This is a genomic window from Paraburkholderia madseniana (assembly GCF_009690905.1).
GTDB lineage: Bacteria > Pseudomonadota > Gammaproteobacteria > Burkholderiales > Burkholderiaceae > Paraburkholderia > Paraburkholderia madseniana.
In genome coordinates this window covers 268078-285215 of record NZ_VOSW01000001.1, presented here as the reverse complement: position 1 = coordinate 285215, position 17138 = coordinate 268078, and the positions used below count along the sequence as shown (strand labels likewise).

Annotated in this window: 12 protein-coding genes; 6 read left to right on the top strand and 6 right to left on the bottom strand. The window is 61.1% G+C overall.

Going from position 1 to position 17138, the window contains the following annotated elements; all coding sequences use genetic code 11:
* Positions 1–48 precede the first annotated feature (48 nt).
* Positions 49–3810, top strand: coding sequence for a DUF748 domain-containing protein (locus FSO04_RS01210; protein WP_154557972.1), 3762 nt, complete (start codon positions 49–51; stop codon positions 3808–3810).
* Positions 3811–3883: 73 nt separating this feature from the next.
* Here FSO04_RS01210 and pdxR read toward each other — a convergent pair whose 3' ends face one another.
* Complete coding sequence (pdxR, locus tag FSO04_RS01205) at positions 3884–5443, bottom strand: MocR-like pyridoxine biosynthesis transcription factor PdxR (protein WP_154557971.1); 1560 nt, start codon at positions 5441–5443, stop codon at positions 3884–3886.
* Positions 5444–5573: 130 nt separating this feature from the next.
* On the opposite strand from pdxR, the gene FSO04_RS01200 reads away from it, so the two are divergent.
* The 4 genes from FSO04_RS01200 to FSO04_RS01185 all read left to right on the top strand — a co-directional run bounded on the left by FSO04_RS01200 (position 5574) and on the right by FSO04_RS01185 (position 10197).
* Positions 5574–6671 carry an ABC transporter ATP-binding protein gene (locus tag FSO04_RS01200; protein ID WP_154557970.1) on the top strand — a complete coding sequence of 366 codons (1098 nt, stop codon included), beginning with the start codon at positions 5574–5576 and terminating at the stop codon, positions 6669–6671.
* A gap of 124 nt (positions 6672–6795) precedes the next feature.
* Entirely contained in the window at positions 6796–7845 is a 1050-nt protein-coding gene (locus FSO04_RS01195; protein ID WP_154557969.1) for an ABC transporter substrate-binding protein, read from the top strand.
* Positions 7846–8064: 219 nt separating this feature from the next.
* Positions 8065–9333 (top strand): ABC transporter permease, encoded by a 1269-nt coding sequence (locus FSO04_RS01190; protein ID WP_154558027.1) that lies wholly within the window; start codon positions 8065–8067, stop codon positions 9331–9333.
* Between the two features lie 24 nt (positions 9334–9357).
* Complete coding sequence (locus tag FSO04_RS01185; protein ID WP_154557968.1) at positions 9358–10197, top strand: ABC transporter permease; 840 nt, start codon at positions 9358–9360, stop codon at positions 10195–10197.
* Between the two features lie 178 nt (positions 10198–10375).
* Here FSO04_RS01185 and FSO04_RS01180 read toward each other — a convergent pair whose 3' ends face one another.
* From FSO04_RS01180 to FSO04_RS01160, 5 genes are read right to left on the bottom strand one after another with little or no spacing between them, the layout of a single operon-like run.
* Entirely contained in the window at positions 10376–11833 is a 1458-nt protein-coding gene (locus FSO04_RS01180; protein ID WP_154557967.1) for an efflux transporter outer membrane subunit, read from the bottom strand.
* A gap of 12 nt (positions 11834–11845) precedes the next feature.
* Complete coding sequence (locus FSO04_RS01175) at positions 11846–12988, bottom strand: ABC transporter permease (protein ID WP_168435520.1); 1143 nt, start codon at positions 12986–12988, stop codon at positions 11846–11848.
* Positions 12985–13938, bottom strand: a complete 954-nt coding sequence (locus FSO04_RS01170; RefSeq protein ID WP_154557966.1) for an ABC transporter ATP-binding protein — start codon at positions 13936–13938, stop codon at positions 12985–12987. The genes FSO04_RS01175 and FSO04_RS01170 overlap by 4 nt, the downstream gene beginning before the upstream one ends.
* A complete protein-coding gene (locus tag FSO04_RS01165) occupies positions 13935–14894 on the bottom strand; it encodes an HlyD family secretion protein (protein ID WP_154557965.1) in 960 nt (319 codons plus the stop codon). The genes FSO04_RS01170 and FSO04_RS01165 overlap by 4 nt, the downstream gene beginning before the upstream one ends.
* Entirely contained in the window at positions 14891–15664 is a 774-nt protein-coding gene (locus FSO04_RS01160; protein WP_154557964.1) for a TetR/AcrR family transcriptional regulator, read from the bottom strand. The genes FSO04_RS01165 and FSO04_RS01160 overlap by 4 nt, the downstream gene beginning before the upstream one ends.
* Before the next feature lie 177 nt (positions 15665–15841).
* Here FSO04_RS01160 and FSO04_RS01155 point away from each other — a divergent pair, with 177 nt between their 5' ends.
* On the top strand, positions 15842–16903 hold the full coding sequence (locus FSO04_RS01155; RefSeq protein WP_154557963.1) for an OmpA family protein: 1062 nt from the start codon (positions 15842–15844) through the stop codon (positions 16901–16903).
* Positions 16904–17138: the final 235 nt, after the last annotated feature.

The following is a 17138-nucleotide window of genomic DNA, read 5'->3' as shown; positions in this document are numbered from 1 at the left end:
GATTTTCGTTTCGCGGCGGGCTTGCCGCCGCATTACCCAAGACCGAGCATGGCAAGCCTCAATAAAGCATCAATCGCCTCTTCCATGCAGACCGTGCGCGATGTCGCGCAGTCACGCCGCACCCGGCGTGTCATCACGGGTCTGTTGATCTTCCTCGTATTGTTCGGTCTGCTGGGCTTTTTCGCGGCGCCGCCGTTGATTCGTCACATTGCCGAGCAGCAACTCAGCAAGCAACTCGACCGGCCGGCCACGATCGGCCGCATCGCACTCAATCCGTACACGCTCAAGCTCGAAGCCGATAGCGTGCATATCGGCGAGCGTGGCGGCGCGGGCGATTTTGTCGATATTGCGCGGTTCATCGTGAAGCCGTCATGGAGCTCGCTGTTTCGTGGCGCGCCGATCGTCGATGAAATACAGCTCGATTCACCACGCTTTCATATCGTTCGCTATGACGCGCAGCGCTTCAATTTCACCGACCTGATCGAGAAATTCTCGAAGCAGCCGGCCAAGCCCGATAGCAAACCGACCTTGTTTTCGGTGTCGAACATTCGCCTCGAAAACGGTCAGATTACGTTCGACGACAAATTGCTCGGCGCAACGCACGTGATCGATCAATGGAAGCTCGGCATTCCGTTCATCGCTACGCTGCCTTCGAAAACCGACATCTTCGTCGAGCCGTTGCTGCGTGCGCGTATCGACGGCAGTCCGCTTGCGATCGAAGGCAAGACCAAGCCGTTTGCTGCGTCGCGCGAATCGGAGGTGTCGCTGCGCTTCGACGGGCTCGACGTGCCGCAGCTCATCTCCTACGCGCCGACCAAGCTGCCTGTGGTTGTGCAGAACGGCAAGCTGTCGACCGATCTCAAGCTCAACTTTGTGATGTCCAACGGCACGCCTTCGTTGCGTGTTGCGGGCACCGTCGACTTGAACGATGTGGACGTGCGCGATCAAAGCAAGGCGCCGTTCTTCGCGGCGCACGCAGTGCATGTGGCTGCCGCGACGCTGGAGCCGTTGAAGAGCCTGTATCACTTCGACGAGATCCGCATCGACGCGCCGAGCGCCAATCTTGCGCGTGATAAAGAAGGCGTGTTGAGTGTCGAGCGGATGTTCGCGACTGCGCCTGCTGCGGGGGCTTCTGCGTCGGTGCCAGCGTCTGCGCCCGTCGCGGCATCTGGTGCCAGCGCCACGGAAAAGGCCGCACAGCCTCTGGACCTGTCGATCAAGCGTTTCGCGCTCAACGACGGCACCGTCAACGTTCACGATGAAGCCGCCTCGCGTCCGGTCGACTTGGGCTTGCAAAAACTGGCCGTCACGCTGACCGATTTCTCGACGCTCGCCCCCGCCCCCGCGCATTACACGCTCAATACCGACTTCAAGGACGCCGGTGGCTCGCTCGGCGTGGCCGGCGCGTTCGGCCTTGTTGCGAAGACCGCCAGCGCAAAGCTCGATCTGAAGTCATTGAAGTTGCCGTTGCTGCAACCGTATCTCGACACCGCGACCGCCGCGCAAGTGATGGACGGCGCGCTTTCCGCCAATGCCAACGTCGGCGCGAACTGGTCGAAGTCGCCGGTCGCAGTCATGGTCACCGATACACAACTCGATCTGCAGTCGCTCAAACTCGCGGCGCGTGGCAGCAAGGATCCGGTCGTCTCGCTCGCGCAAGGCCAGGTAACGGTCAAGCAGGTGGACGTCGCGGGGCGCACTGCCGATATCACCGGCGTCAACACGACCGGCCTGGTGGTCAATGCGCAGCGTCTGAAAGACGGCAGCATCGACCTCGCCACGCTCGCGGGTCCGCATCAGGTCGAGCAGAAGCGCACGGCGATCCATGCGGTGAAGAAGGCTGAGGCGGAAGGGCCCGCGTGGCACTACAAGATCGGCGAACTCAACCTGAAAGACGCGACCGCGAATTTCACCGACAACACGACGCCGAATCCAGTGAAGCTGAGCGTGACGCCGCTGCAATTGAAGGTACAACAGATCAGCGACGACCTGAGTAAGCCGCTGCCGGTCGATCTGCAAGCCACGCTCAACAAGAAAGGCACGCTCGGCGTAAAGGGCGATGTCACGGCGACGCCGCTCAAGGTGGCCGTCAAAGTGAACGCGAACCGCCTGGATGCGGCGGCCTTCGAACCGTACTTCGGCAGCAAGCTGAATGCGTTGATTGCCAGCGCGCTGCTCAACGCGAACGGCGATCTCGCGCTAAGTCAGGCGAAGGCGCTCAAAGCGACGTACCGCGGCGACGTCGCGCTCGTCGACGTGCGGATGATCGACAAGGCGACTTCGGACCCATTCGCAGGATGGAGTTCGCTCGCGCTGACCAATCTCAAGGCCGACTACGACGAACACGGCACGGCGGTCGACGCGGGCCGCGTCACGTTCACGAAGTTCTATGGGCGTGTGCTGCTCGACGCGCAAGGCAAGCTGAATCTCAAGGACGTGGTCGCGCATGAAAGCGGCGCCGCGCAATCGCTGACACGCGACAAGAGCGGCGGCCACGAGCCGGTGCCGTTGACGCCGCAGGCTGCATCGGCGCCTGAGGTGGCCTCCGCGCCGGTACCGGCGTCGTCGGCAACTCCAGCCACGCCGGCCACAGTTACGGCCGCCACGCCGCCGCAAAGCCCCGTCAAACTGCACTTCGGCCAACTGGTGCTGCAACAGGGCCGCGTGACGTATACGGACAACTTCATCAAGCCGAACTTCACCGCGAACCTGGTTGGCATTCAAGGTACGGTCGGCGCGTTCGGCACGCAGTCGACAACGCCTGCGCCCGTGGACATCGCCGCGAAGCTGGCGGCGAATGGTCCGCTGTCGATTCGCGGTACCGTCAATCCGCTGATCGCAAAACCGGCGCTCGATCTCACAGCCAGCGCGCACGATATCGAACTCACCAACCTCACGCCGTATTCGGCGAAATACGCCGGCTATCCGATCACCAAGGGCAAGCTGAACGTCGATCTGCACTACCAGCTCGATAACGATCAGTTGAACGCGAACAATCATATTTTCATCGACCAGCTCACGTTCGGCGATCACGTCGAGAACGATACGGCGACCAAGCTGCCGGTGCGTCTCGCGATCTCACTGCTGAAAAACTCGCGCGGTGAAATCGACGTGAATCTGCCAGTGTCGGGATCGTTGTCGAATCCGGAGTTCAGCGTCGGCGGGCTCATCTGGCATGCGGTGCTCAATCTGCTGCAGAAAGCCGTCACCGCGCCGTTCTCGCTGATCGCCAATGCCTTCGGTGGTGGTGGCGAGGAATTGGGCTACGTCGAGTTCGAACCGGGGTCGGCGAAACTGTCCGACGCCGCGGACAAGAAGCTCGACACCATCGTGAAGGCGCTGGCCGACAAGAGCTCGATCCGTATCGATCTGATTGGCCGCGTCGATCCGGCAGTCGACGGGCCGGGCCTGCGTGCGCAATACGTCGAACGCGAGGTCAAGCAACAGAAGATCAAGGACGTGGTGGGCAATGGCGAGAGCGTGGATCTGTCGACCGTCACCGTGGATCCGAAGGAATACGATAAGTACTTGGCCAAGGCCTACAAAGCGGCCGACTTCAAGAAGCCGCGCAATTTCGTCGGCTTGACCAAGAGCCTGCCGGACGACGAGATGAAGGCGGCGATGGCCGCCAATGCTCCGATCGACGACGCAAGTTTGCGGCAGCTCGCCCAGCAACGGGCGCAAGCCGTGCAGCAGTATTTCGAGGGCAAGATCGACAGCAGCCGCGTGTTTATCGTCGCGCCGAAACTGGACGCCGATGGCATCAAGGACAAGGGCGCCACGACGCGGGTGGACTTTGGGCTGAAGTGATGCGGCGCGATGTAACGTATTGCGTAGTGGGTGTACGCCGCTACCTGCCCGTCAAGGCAGCGGCGGCGTACGGTTAAGCGGCTCGCGTCGGCACCTTCTTCAGCGCCGTCTGCTCGATCACGCGCGCGAGCGTGTCGAATGCCGGACCGATCTTCTCGTTCGGCACGCAGGCGTAGCCCAGCAACAGTCCGCGTCGCGCGGGCGTCTCGCTGCTGTAGTAAGCGGCGAGGGGCCGCACGATCACGCCGGCATCGTAAGCGGCTGCCGTGACGGCGCGATCGTTCGCATGATCGGGCAGGCCGAGCACGAGGTGCAGGCCGGCCTCGTCGCCCATCACGGGTAGTTCGTTGCCGAAACGCGCGGTGATCGCATCGATCAGAATCTGCCGCCGCTCGCCGTAGAGCGCGCGCATACGGCGAACATGCGATGTGAGATGGCCGTCCATGATGAAGTCGGTCATCACCGCCTGCTGCATCAGTTGCCCCTCGCGGTACAGCTCGGCCACGCCCGTGCGGAACGTATCCACCAGATGCTCCGGCGCGATCATGTAGCCGATCCGCAAACCCGGAAACAACATCTTCCCCAGGCTGCCCACGTAGATCACCTGGCCGGCGTCGTCTAGCCCTTGCAGCGATGCAAGCGGTCGGCTGCCGTAACGGAACTCGCTGTCGTAGTCGTCCTCGATGATCCAGACGTTGTGCTGGCGTGCGTATTCGAGCAGCGTACGGCGCCGCGCGAGACTCATCACCATGCCGAGCGGATATTGATGCGACGGCGTGACGAGCGCCAGCCGCGGCGGCTGTTGCAGATCCTGCTCGCGCGGATTGAGGCCCTCGTCATCCACGGGCACCGGCACTAGCGTAATCCCTGACGATTGCAGCACGCTGCGCGCGCCCCAATAGCACGGCTCTTCCACCCACGCGCGATCGCCGACGTCGGTCAATAAACGCACGGCCAGATCGATCGACTGATGAATGCCCGTCGTGATGATGATCTGGTCCGGCGTGCAATTCACCGAGCGTGCGACGCGCAGGTAGTCGGACAGCGCCCGCCTTAACGGCCGGTAGCCACCGCCCGGCGCATAAGTCAGCAGATCGGGATTGGCTTCCTTCCACAACCTTGCCTGCAAACGGCTCCACGTGCGCGCCGGAAACTCAGCGACGTCGGGCACGCCGGGCATGAACGCGCCCCACTGTTTGGCGGAGACACCGGCCTGATCGATGAGCCTGCGTCCGCGCATGGAGAGGTCGCCTAGATCGCGTTTTAGCGGCTTTAAGGCCTCGCCGGCTTGATCGGCGCTGTCCATGTCCCCATTGACACTCGCCACTGTCGGCTTCTTGCGTGCATTCACGGCAGCCGTGTCCGGCCGCGTGTCGGCGACATAGGTGCCGCTTCCGGTGGTCGAGATCACATAGCCTTCGGCGGTTAGCTGATCGTAGACGTGCAGCACCGTGTTGCGCGCGATGCCGAGGTCCTCGGCGAGCATGCGCGAACTGGGCAGCTTGGTGCCAGGCGGTAGCTGGCCGGTCAGGATGGCCTGCTGCATCAGCCGCAACGTCTGTCTGTAGACCGGTTCGGCGGCGGCGCGGTCGAGCCGCGCGGCAAGCCAATCCGACAAGATCACGGTGTCCAAGTGGTTCTATCCGGAATAATGAAATGGTTCCATATTGTAGAACCGTAAGGGACTATAGTGAGCCACGCAATTAATGCAATCCCGCTGCTTTGCAGGGGGAGCCAGCCGGACCGCAGAGGAGACTAGTGCGATGAAAACCGATGACGTGATCGTCAGCTTTCGGGGTGTGCGCAAGACGTACGACGGCGAAACGCTGGTCGTCAAACAACTCGATCTGGATATCTATCAGGGCGAATTCCTGACGCTGCTCGGGCCGTCCGGATCAGGGAAAACCACATGTCTGATGATGCTGGCGGGGTTCGAATTTCCCACCGGCGGTGAGATTTGGCTCGACGGCACGCTGCTCAATACCGTGCCGCCGCATAAGCGCAACATCGGCATGGTGTTTCAGAACTACGCGCTGTTTCCGCATCTGACGGTCGAGCAGAACGTCGCGTATCCGCTCACGGTGCGCAAACTGTCGGCGGAAGAGCGTGCGCATCGCACGAATAATGCGCTGAAGATGGTGCGCATGGAAGGCTTCGCCAAGCGTTACCCGGCGCAGCTTTCCGGTGGCCAGCAGCAACGTATTGCCTTGGCGCGGGCGCTCGTGTTCGAGCCGAAGCTCGTGCTGATGGACGAGCCGCTCGGCGCACTCGACAAGCAGTTGCGCGAACACATGCAGTACGAACTTAAATCATTGCACGAGAAGCTTGGCGTGACGTTCGTGTACGTCACGCACGACCAGGGCGAAGCGCTGACCATGTCCGACCGTGTCGCCGTGTTCGATAAAGGCATCGTGCAGCAACTCGATACCGTGGATCGTCTCTATGAATCGCCGTGCAACGAGTTCGTCGCGAACTTCATCGGCGACAGCAACAAGCTGCGCGGCACGATCGCGAACGTCGACGGCGAGTACTGCGAGTTTCATCTGATTGACGGCACACGGCTTACGGGACGCAATATAGGCGGCGCGCGGGCGGGTACGCCGGCGGTCGCGTGTATCCGTCCTGAGCGTATGAAACTCGCCAACGGCGTGTCACGGCCTGGCGCTAATGCGCTAAGCGGCGAAGCGCGCGGGCTGATCTATTTCGGCGACCACGTGCGGATGCGCTGTGGTCTGCCGGAGCAGGACGAGTGCTTCGTGAAGGTGCCGCTCGGCACCGATGCACTCGAAACCTTCGCACCTGGCGCGCCCGTCGCGCTCGAGTTTGCGCCCGAGCATCTGCGGGTGTTTGCAGGCGCGTGAGCGCGTGCACTGCGCGGGTCGTAGGTCGTTCGACGCAGACAAAAGAAGCAGTTCACCTAAGCAGCACATAACAAGTCGCACTGTACGTAGCTTGAAGCACACCACCAAAGGAGAGCAACACACCATGAGCAAGATCGGGAAATCGCGCTGCGCCATCGCTGTCGGTGCTGTGGCGCTCGCGCTGGGCGCCGCGCAAGTCAATGCAGCCGAGCTGACGGTCGTCAATTTCGGCGGTGCGAATGGCGACGCGCAAAAGGTCGCATTCAACCAGCCGTTCGAGACGCAAACCAGCAATAAAGTGACCGCGGTCGAATACAACGGCGAGCAGGCCAAAGTGAAGGCGATGGTCGAAGCGAAGCATGTGAATTGGGACGTGGTGGAAGTTGAGTCGGGCGACATCGGCCGTGGTTGTGACGAAGGGCTGTATGAGAAGCTCGACTGGTCGAAGATCGGCAAGAAGACGGATCTGATTCCGGAAGCGCCGCAAACCTGCGGCGTGGGCTTCTTCGTGTGGTCGACGGCACTCGCGTACAACGCCGACAAGCTGAAAACCGCGCCGGCCGGCTGGGCCGACTTCTGGGACGTGAAGAAATTCCCGGGCAAGCGCGCGATGCGCAAGGGCGCGCGTTACAACCTCGAATTCGCGCTGATGGCCGACGGCGTGCCGCCGAAGGACGTCTACAAGGTGCTTGCCACCAAGGAAGGTCAGGACCGCGCGTTCAAGAAGCTCGACGAACTGAAGCCGAATATTCAGTGGTGGGAAGCGGGCGCGCAGCCGCCGCAATTCCTGGTCGCGGGTGACGTGGTGATGTCCACTGCGTACAACGGCCGTATCGATGCCGCACAGAAGGAAGGCAAGAACCTCAAGGTGGTGTGGAACGGCAGCATTTACGACCTCGACTACTGGGCGATTCCGAAGGGCACGCCGAACAAGGCGCTGGCAGAGAAGTACATCGCCTATTCGATTTCGTCGAAGCCGCAGCAGGACTACGCGCACAACATTGCGTATGGTCCGGTGAACGTGGCGGCCATCAAGGCGCTCGATCCGAAGACGCTGTCCAATCTGCCGAATTCGCCGGCTAACGGCAAGAACGCGGTGCTGCAGAACCTCTCGTTCTGGACCGACCATGGCGATGAGTTGGAGCAACGTTTTTCGTCGTGGGCTTCGAAGTAATTAGCCGGGTGTGAGAAGGCGCGGCTTTTATGGTGAAGCCGCGCCGCATCAATGCAATGAAACAAACGCAAACGCGTGTCTTCGCGATGTACGCGAGCGGCCGGATGCATGGGATCGGGGTAAGGGCTTTTGCATGGGGCAGGAGTAAGCGCTAAAGCGCTAACTCCTGCCGACAGCCAAAGCGCTAACTCCGGATCGAGGAGACGAGGTGTGACTACGATGACGATCGCCGCCGATTCGACGCCTGAGTCGAATGTTCGACTTAAGCGAGAACTAAAGGCCGCAGAAGCAAAGAAGCGCGCGATGGCGCTGTTGCTGATTGCACCGCTCGCCATTTTTCTGCTGCTGATTTTTGTCGTGCCGATCGGTGCGCTATTGACTCGGGCCGCGCAGAATCCGGAAGTGATGAACGCCCTGCCGCACACGCTGAATGCGTTGAGCGGTTGGGATCGCAAGGCACTGCCGCCTGACGCCGCATACTCTGCACTGGCCGTGGATCTGACGGCGATTGCCGATAGCGATGGCATGGGCGCGCTGGCGCGACGGTTGAACGTGGAAATTCCAGGCTATCGCTCGCTGGTCGCAAAGTCGGCTCACGCGATGCCGTTCGTCGACGACAACAGCAAGCCGTTGACGCTCACGCCGGCCCAGATGCACGCTAAGTTCGTCGAACTCGACGAACGCTGGAACAACGTCGCTTACTGGCAGGCGATCGCGAAGAATTCCGGTGCCTACTCGCCGTTTTATCTACTGGCTTCTTTGGACCACAAGCAGGACGGATTCGGTCACATCATCGAGACGGATCCGGATCAACAGATTTATCTCCACGTATTCAGCCGCACCTTCGTAATCGGCGCAGTCGTGACATTCTTTGCGCTGCTGCTCGGTTACCCGCTTGCTTACTGGATTTCGACGCTCTCCGATCGCCGCGCGAATCTGGTGATGATCCTCGTGCTGATTCCGTTCTGGACTTCGATCCTCGTACGCGTGGCCGCATGGATCGTGATTCTGCAAAGCGAAGGGCTGGTGAACAAGGCGCTGATTGCGAGCGGCATTTTGCACGATCCGTTGTCGCTGCTGTTCAACCGCACGGGCGTGTACATCTCGATGACGCACATTCTGCTGCCGTTCATGATCCTGCCGCTGTATAGCGTGATGAAGTCGATCCCGCCGACCTATCAGCGCGCCGCGATCTCGCTTGGCAGTCATCCGTTCGCCGCGTTCTGGCGTGTTTATGTGCCGCAAACTTATCCGGGCATCGGGGCGGGCGCACTACTTGTGTTCATTCTCGCGATCGGCTACTACATCACGCCGGCATTGCTCGGTGGACCGAATGATCAGATGGTCAGCTACTACGTCGCGTACTTTACCAACGTGACGATCAATTGGGGTATGGCGTGTGCGCTCGGCGGTTTGCTGCTTGCCGCGACGCTTGTGCTGTATGTCATCTATGGACGCTTCACGCGTTCGTCCCTGAGCCTCGGCTGATTGGCTGAACGGAGCTTACTCGCGATGAAACTTGCCAAGCCCTTGTTTGCGCCGCATACGTCCTTGATCGAGCGCGTGTGGTATTTCGCGTTGCGCGCGCTTGCCGTGCTGACGCTGCTGTATTTGATCCTGCCGGTGCTGGCGATTGTGCCGTTGTCGTTTTCGTCCAGCACGTTCCTCGTGTATCCGATCCCGGGCTGGTCGCTGCGCTGGTATGCGAACCTGATCGGGTCCGATGAATGGCGCATGGCGGCGAAGAACAGCTTTATCGTCGCGCCTTCGGCAACTGTCGTGGCGACGGTGCTCGGCACGTTGGCGGCGATCGGCCTGACCAAAGCGAATTTCCGCGGCAAGGCTTTGCTGATGGCGGTTCTGATTTCGCCGATGATCGTGCCGGTGGTGGTGGTCGGCGTCGGCATGTATCTGTTTTTTGCGCCGCTTGGACTGGCGAATACGTATATTGGGCTGATTCTCGCGCATGCGTCGCTCGGCGTGCCGTTTGTGGTGACGACGGTGGCGGCGACGTTGCAAGGCTTTAACTACAACCTGGTGCGCGCGAGCTTGTCGCTGGGGGCGAATCCGGTGAAGACGTTCTTTCGCATCACGTTGCCGGTGATCGCGCCGGGCGTGATTTCGGGCGCGCTGTTCGCGTTCGCTACGTCGTTTGACGAAGTGGTCGTGACGCTGTTCCTGGCTGGAGCGGATCAAACCACCCTGCCGCGTCAGATGTTCACCGGTATTCGCGAGAACATCAGCCCGACTATCGCGGCATTGGCTACGATTTTGATCGTGTTCTCGACGTGCCTGTTGCTTGCGCTGGAATGGCTGCGTGGGAGGAATGCAGCGCGGGCGGTGGCGGCGTAACGGCAGTGCGGCGGAGTGGGATCGATACGCCGTTAAAGTCGCCGTAACCTGCGACCCGCCACCCAGTGACCGAAGCAACGCAGCCGTATCGGATGAGATGGCTACGGCGTTAAAATGGTCGCAGCCTGCTACCCGTCACCCGGCGACTGACGCAATACAGCCGCATCGGATGGGGTGACTACGGCGTTGAAGTAGCGACTGCTTGCCAACCCCCACCCAGCGACTGAAACAGCGCCGCCGTGTCGGCGAACCGGTCCGCTTGCGCGCGAGTTCGGTCTAGTGCGGTTTGCAACACCTGACGCTGCGTATCGAGCAGGCCGAACTGACTAACACCGCCCGCCGCATACTGCGCTTGTGCGATATCCAGGCTCGCGTGCGCCTGTTGGGCAGCCTCGTCGCGAGCCTGCAGTTCGTGCGCGTCGTCCTGCAGCGCTGTCAGCGTGTCCGCAACCTGCTGCAGCGCCTGCAGCACCGTCTGCTGATAGTCAGCGAGCGCCGCATCATAAGCCGCCTGTGCAGAACGCTTCTTCGCGCGCAATTCGCCGCCGCGGAAAATCGGTTGCGTCAGAGTGAGGCCGAAGTTCCAGATATTCAGCCCGCTGACCACGTCCTGAATGTTCGTGCGTTCCGAACCGATCCCCGCCGAGATGGAAAATTGCGGATACAGATTTGCCGTCGCCACGCCGACATTCGCGCTCGCTTGATGCAATAACGCTTCCGAAGCACGAATGTCCGGCCGTTCGCGCGCGAGCGTCGATGGCAATGTGAGCGGCAACGTATCTGGCAGATGCAGCGAATCGAGCGTCAGGTCTGCGAAGTCCGCCTTCGACGGCGGCATGCCAAGCAGGATCGCGAGTTGGTGGTCGGTCTGCGCACGTTGTGTCGCGAGTGGTGGCAACGACGCACGGGTCTGCGAGAGCAGCGTGCGCTGGCTGCGCACGTCGAGTTGCGAGACACCGCCTGCCGCAAACCGCTCTTCGGTGATCTTGAGTTGCTGGGCCTGGGTGTCCGCGAGGCGCTGCGTCAAGGCGGTCTGCTGCTTTAAAGACGCGCGTCGAATCGCAGTCGAAACCACATTGCCTGCGAGCGAGAGCCGCGCCGCTTCGAATTCGAACGACTGATAGTCGACTTGTGCCATGAGCGCTTCCAGCGCCCGGCGATTACCGCCGAAAATATCGAGCGCATAGGACACGCTGACCGACGCGTTGTAAAGCGTAAACGGCCCCTGATTGGGCACATTCGGAATGCCGAACGCCGCGATATCGACCCGCTGCCGCACGCCGGATACGGTCGCATCGACAGCCGGGAATGCAGTCGCGCCGAATTGCGCATTGTAGTTTTCGCGTGCCTCAATCAGCTTCGCGCGGGCTTGCGTGAGCGTGGGGCTCTGTTGCAGGGCTTGCTCGACGAGACGGTCTAGCGCATCGGATTGAAACTGCTTCCACCACATTGGTGTTGCATGCTCAGCCGCGATAAATGCTTGCGATGCTCCAGCCACACCGCTGGCTGCGACTGTGGCAGCAGGTTGCGCTTCACGTGTATAGGTTTGCGTGTCCGGCGCCGCCGGTGGTTGAAAATCCGGCCCGACCGCGCAACCGCACAGCGCGACGACGGACAAGAAAGCGAGCGGTTTCATCGACCGGTCCTCCTAGTCGAGCGTGCGCCGGTAAAAGCGCAGCGCGATGCCCATCACGACGACCATGAACAGCGCCACGGGCCACACCGACGGCCACAGGTCGGCCCAGTCGTTTCCTTTGAGCAGAATGCCGCGAACCAACCGGTTGAAATATGTGAGCGGCAGTAGATTGCCGATGAATTGCGCCCAGCCTGGCATCCCGGCAAACGGAAACATGAAACCCGACAGCAACAGGCTCGGCAGAAAATAGAACACGGTCAGTTGCATCGCCTGCAACTGATTCTGCGCAATCGACGAAAGCGTGATGCCGACCGTCAGATTCGCCGCGATAAACAGCAGCGCAGCAAGATAGATCGCCACCAGGCTACCTGCGAACGGCACATCGAACACGAAGCGCGCCGCAGTCAGAATGATCGACGCCTGCACCAGCCCGATCATTACGTAAGGCACGATCTTGCCGGTCATCACTTCGATCGGCAGCACAGGTGTGGAGAGCAGGTTTTCCATCGTGCCACGCTCGCGTTCGCGCGTGATCGCGAGGCCGGTCATCATCACCATCGTCATCGTCAGGATCACGCCCATCAGACCCGGCACTACGTTGTATTGTGTGATGCCTTCAGGGTTGTAGAGGCGGTGCACCTGGACGTCGCAAGCGGCCGGAGTGCCATTCAGGTGAGCGAGCGCGCCGGTGATGTCTTTGTCCGCGACCGGTTGCACAAGGCCCGGCAGCGCCGCGAGCGCGGTGTTCGTCGCGGTGGGATCGGTCGCATCGGCTTCGACCAGCAGCGAAGGGCGTTCGCCGCGCAACAGACGTTTCGAAAAATCCACCGGCACCGACAACACGAATTGCACTCGGCCTTGGGTAAGAGAGCGGCGGCCGGCCTCCTCGTTGGGCAAGGTTTCGACGATGTCGAAATAGGCGGAGTTCTTCATCGCGGCGATGAAGCTGCGCGAAAACGTACTGTCGTCGCCGATGATGACAGCGGTAGGCAGATGCTTTGGGTCGGTATTGATCGCGAAACCGAACAGCGTGAGCTGAATGATCGGCAGGCCGACGATCATCGCGAACGTGATCCGATCGCGCTTTAACTGCAAAAACTCTTTGAGCACGATGCTCCACCAGCGCGACAGCGAGAACAGGGTGCGCGTGCTCACGGTTGCGCTCCGTAGTTGTCGGTGGAGTGGCCCATCAAGTAGATGAACACGTCTTCAAGCCCGGTTTCGATGCGCTCGGCGCGCAGCGCCGTGCCCTCGGTCGCGCGTCTGATGGCGGTTTCGAGCGCGGCATGGTCGATACCGCTGATGTGCAGCGCGGAGCCGAATACGACGGTCTGATCGACGCCGGGCGTCTTGCGCAACTGTTCCGACAGTTTGCTCAGGTGCTCGCCGTAGATGGTCCAGGTCGCGAGATTTTGCGATTCGATCACGTCCTTCGAAGTGCCTTGCGCGAGCAGCTTGCCGTACGCGATGTACGCGAGCTTATGACAGCGCTCGGCCTCATCCATGTAATGCGTGCTGACCAGAACCGAAATGCCCCGCGCGGCGAGGCGATGCAACTCTTCCCAGAATTCGCGGCGTGCGTTCGGATCGACGCCCGCGGTCGGTTCGTCGAGTAACAGCAACTGAGGCTCGTGCAGCATGCAGGCTGCAAGCGCGAGCCGCTGCTTCCAGCCGCCGGACAACGCGCCGGTCAACTGATCCGCACGGCTTTGCAGACCGAGCGATTCGAGCGAGCGGTCAACCGCTTCGCGCCGGTTCGCCATCTGATAAATGCGGGCGACGAAGTCGAGGTTCTCGCGAATCGTCAGGTCGTCCCAATACGAGAAGCGTTGCGTCATATAGCCGACGTTGCGCTTGATCTGCGCACTCTCGCGAACTATGTCGTAACCGAGACAGGTGCCGCTGCCTGAGTCGGGCGTGAGCAGCCCGCACATCAGACGGATCGAGGTGGTCTTGCCGCTGCCGTTCGGTCCAAGAAAGCCGAAAATCTCGCCGCGTGCGACCTGCAACGTCACGTCGTTCACGACATGTTTATCGCCGAAGTGCTTGTTGAGCTTGTGCACGTCGATCGCGTATTGCGCAGGTTGCGGTGCGGGCTGGTTCATTGCAGGCTCACCGCAACGGGTTGACCGGGGTGCAGCTTGACTGCATCGGCGGCGGAAGGGTGGGCTTCGACCATGAACACCAGTTTCGCGCGGTTCTCGTTGCTGTAGATCACCGGCGGTGTGTATTCGGCTTCGCTCGATATGTACGTAATTTTCGCCGGGACGTCGGCGGCGCAACCGTCGCAATGAATGGAAAGCGCACGGCCTGGTGCGAGCTTGCCGACCACGGTCTCCGGTACGAAGAAGCGTACTTTCACGTTCTGCGGTGGCAGCATCTGTACGACAGGATTGCCAGCCTGAACCCACTCGCCGACGCGATACAGCGTGTCGTAGACGAGTCCTTCCGCCGGCGCGTTGACGCGCTTCTGGTCGAGCTTCCATTGAGCTTGGACGACGGCGGCTTGAGCGGCCTCGATCTGCGCGCTCTGCGCAGTGATTTGCTGCGAACGGCCGGGAAGCAAAGCGACATCCACCTGGTTGCTGAGTTCGCGGACCTGCGCGGCGGTGGCGTCCGCGTTGGCGCGCGAATCGTCGAGCTGCGCTTTTGGAATGCCGCCTGCGCGGTACTGCGCTTCATCGCGCGTGAGTTGCAACGCCGCCTTGCGCGCATTGGCGACGGCTTGAGCGAGTTGCGCTTTGGTGACGTTCACTTCGGGACGGCGCTTGCCGGTCTGGATATCGGCTAGCTGTGCGCGTGCCGCAGCGAGTTGCTGTTGTGCCTGCTGTAATGCGGCAGTCTCGTCCTCGGATTCGAGCGTGAATACAGGTGCGCTTGCGTCAACGGTCTGTCCTCGTGCGACCGCCAACTGCGCCAGCTTGCCGGACTGCGACGAGCCGAGATACACAAACTCCCCCTCGATGTAGCCTTGATAGACATTGTTGTCGCGATGCGAGCAGGCTGCGAGAGCCATCGCCGCGAGCAGCAGACAAACGCAGGCGCTGAACGGACGACTCATGACGGGCTCCCTGTTCCTGTGTCTTTGCGGCTGCGGCGTCCTGATGGAGGCTTCGGCTGCTGCTGTGCTCGTGCTCGTGCTCGTGCTCGTGCGTGTGCTGGCGCCGATGCCGCATGTGGGGCTGGCTGCATGCCGCCGATCAGCAGTGCGATCACATGCCGGCGCAACGCATCGCGCTCGATGACGGGCAGGCCTCGCGCGCTCTGCCAGATCTTTGCCGTGGCGAGCGGCAGCATCACGAGCGCCAGAATGGAATTGAATAGCAACATCGCTTCCAGGTTGGCATTGACGGTGCCGTCCCGCTGAGCGTGTGCAACGCGGCTACCGAAGCGCTTGATGTTGTCGAACGGGATGCGTCGCATCATTCGTTCACGCAGCAGGCCGCCTTCGTTGACGATCTCGCGCAGCCAGAGCGGCGGCAACCAGGGCATGCGGTCCGTCACGTCAAAGAGGCGCGCGACGAATTCGTGAACCAGCGCGAAGGGATCGCCCGCGGCGTCTTCAACGGCCGGGCGCCAGACGAATTCCGCCGCAGGGGCGAGCCGCTCGTCGGCCACTGCGTCAAGCAGCTTTTCGCGATTCGTGAAGTAGTAATGGACCAGTGCCGACGTGACGCCCGCTTCGCTCGCGATCTGCGCGACCGTCGTGGCCGCGATGCCGCATTCGGAAAAGAGCCGCGTCGCGGTGTCGAGCAGATGTTCTCGCACATCGAAGTCCTCGACGGCGGGGCGGCGGCCGAGTGGTTTCAGGGGAGAACGTGTCGGGTTCATCAATTCAGGTTAATTGATGAGTTAGTTAAATTCAAGATGGACGTTCCTGTGTGCAATCCGTATCAAAGATGACCTGTCCATCTGACAGAACTCTAGGAATCTTCCCATTCCATGTCGCTTTGCGCCTCTTCATACTCAAAACTTCTTAAAAGTGAATGCGTTCTTCGCAGGGATTCCATGAAATTTCAGTTAACGCTTCTCGCATGTGCACTGGCATTGTCGGGTTGCGCGGGGCAGGTCGCACGAGACCGGCTGGGTATCGAAGATCCGACCGTTCTGAAGACGGGCGTCGGCGTGACACAAGACGCGGCTGCTGGCGCACCGACGCCTCAATGGTTCAGCACCTATGCGCCAATCAGGAGCGGCGGCGAGGCGCTTGCTTCCCTGCAACAGAAGCTGGACACATTGCCCGGTGACAAGAGCAGTTATTTTCGTGCGAAGGCTCAGTGCTGGATCGATGCCGGACAGCAGGAATGGCGCGCACATGACCAGTGGGGTTTTGTCGAGGAAGCTATCGGCCAGGCGGCGATGCTGACGATCAGCCTCGAAAATGGCACGCCGTTGTCCGCTGCTAACCCGGTCTTACGCACGGTGTCCACCGTGCGCCCTGATCTGTGGAAGATCGTCAATACCATCAAGGGTGATCCTGCCTTCGCCCAGTGTCCCCAAGCACAACAACCCCTTGCATGTGCCGAAGTCGAACTGTTGCACGCAGGGCATGACGCGTGGGCGCGTAGGTTCTCCGCCGCTGAAAAGCGTTTGCCCGAGGTTCAGGATAACTTGCGGAAGTCGGCGGAAACGGCGCTGCAATGCTTGCAAGCGAAGCAGACGCCTGCACCGGCACCCACAGCGCAGGCGCCTCAAAAGATTACGCTGCGGGCCGACTCTCTGTTCCGTTTCGACGGTGGCAGCGAGGCTGCGATCCTGCCGGCTGGCAAGCGACATCTCGACGACGTGGTGACAGGCTTGAAGCAGGTTCCCGCCGTACGCGAGCTAAAGATCACGGGGTTTGCCGACCGCCTCGGCAGCGATGCCTACAACCAGAGTCTATCTTTGCAGCGTGCGCACACGGTCAGGCAGTATCTGCGCACCCACGGCGTGACATTGCCGATGACCGCGCAAGGCCAAGGCAGTGCGAATCAGTTGGTCACCTGCCAGCAAACAAAACGCGACGAACTGGTGCGGTGTCTTGAGCCAAACCGGCGCGTCGAGATCGAATTTGTGCTCGCTGCATCATAGCGTGCACGCGCTTTGAGAATGACCGTCGGTATCAACGGATGCCGACGTCGCGCGGCTGGTCGATATTTCGACTCGCTCATGTTGTATCCCGGCTCCGCTAAGAGCTCTCCGTAATCTCCATTCCCTGCAGTTTCTTGTCGTGAGGCAGAACTACGTTTGTGTGCACGTCAGGCAGAAATATTCACCGGTGTCCTGTCTTCTCGTTCTCAGGGCGCATAACGTCTCTCCTCGATCG

Bases quoted from the DNA above. Each gene is read 5' to 3' on its own strand.
- FSO04_RS01210 (WP_154557972.1), top strand. From the start codon at position 49: ATGGCAAGCCTCAATAAAGCATCAATCGCCTCTTCCATGCAGACCGTG.
- FSO04_RS01180 (WP_154557967.1), bottom strand. From the start codon at position 11,833: ATGAAACCGCTCGCTTTCTTGTCCGTCGTCGCGCTGTGCGGTTGCGCG.
- FSO04_RS01155 (WP_154557963.1), top strand. From the start codon at position 15,842: ATGAAATTTCAGTTAACGCTTCTCGCATGTGCACTGGCATTGTCGGGT.
- FSO04_RS01170 (WP_154557966.1), bottom strand. From the start codon at position 13,938: ATGAACCAGCCCGCACCGCAACCTGCGCAATACGCGATCGACGTGCAC.
- FSO04_RS01185 (WP_154557968.1), top strand. From the start codon at position 9,358: ATGAAACTTGCCAAGCCCTTGTTTGCGCCGCATACGTCCTTGATCGAG.
- FSO04_RS01195 (WP_154557969.1), top strand. From the start codon at position 6,796: ATGAGCAAGATCGGGAAATCGCGCTGCGCCATCGCTGTCGGTGCTGTG.
- FSO04_RS01165 (WP_154557965.1), bottom strand. From the start codon at position 14,894: ATGAGTCGTCCGTTCAGCGCCTGCGTTTGTCTGCTGCTCGCGGCGATG.
- FSO04_RS01190 (WP_154558027.1), top strand. From the start codon at position 8,065: ATGACGATCGCCGCCGATTCGACGCCTGAGTCGAATGTTCGACTTAAG.
- FSO04_RS01200 (WP_154557970.1), top strand. From the start codon at position 5,574: ATGAAAACCGATGACGTGATCGTCAGCTTTCGGGGTGTGCGCAAGACG.
- FSO04_RS01160 (WP_154557964.1), bottom strand. From the start codon at position 15,664: ATGAACCCGACACGTTCTCCCCTGAAACCACTCGGCCGCCGCCCCGCC.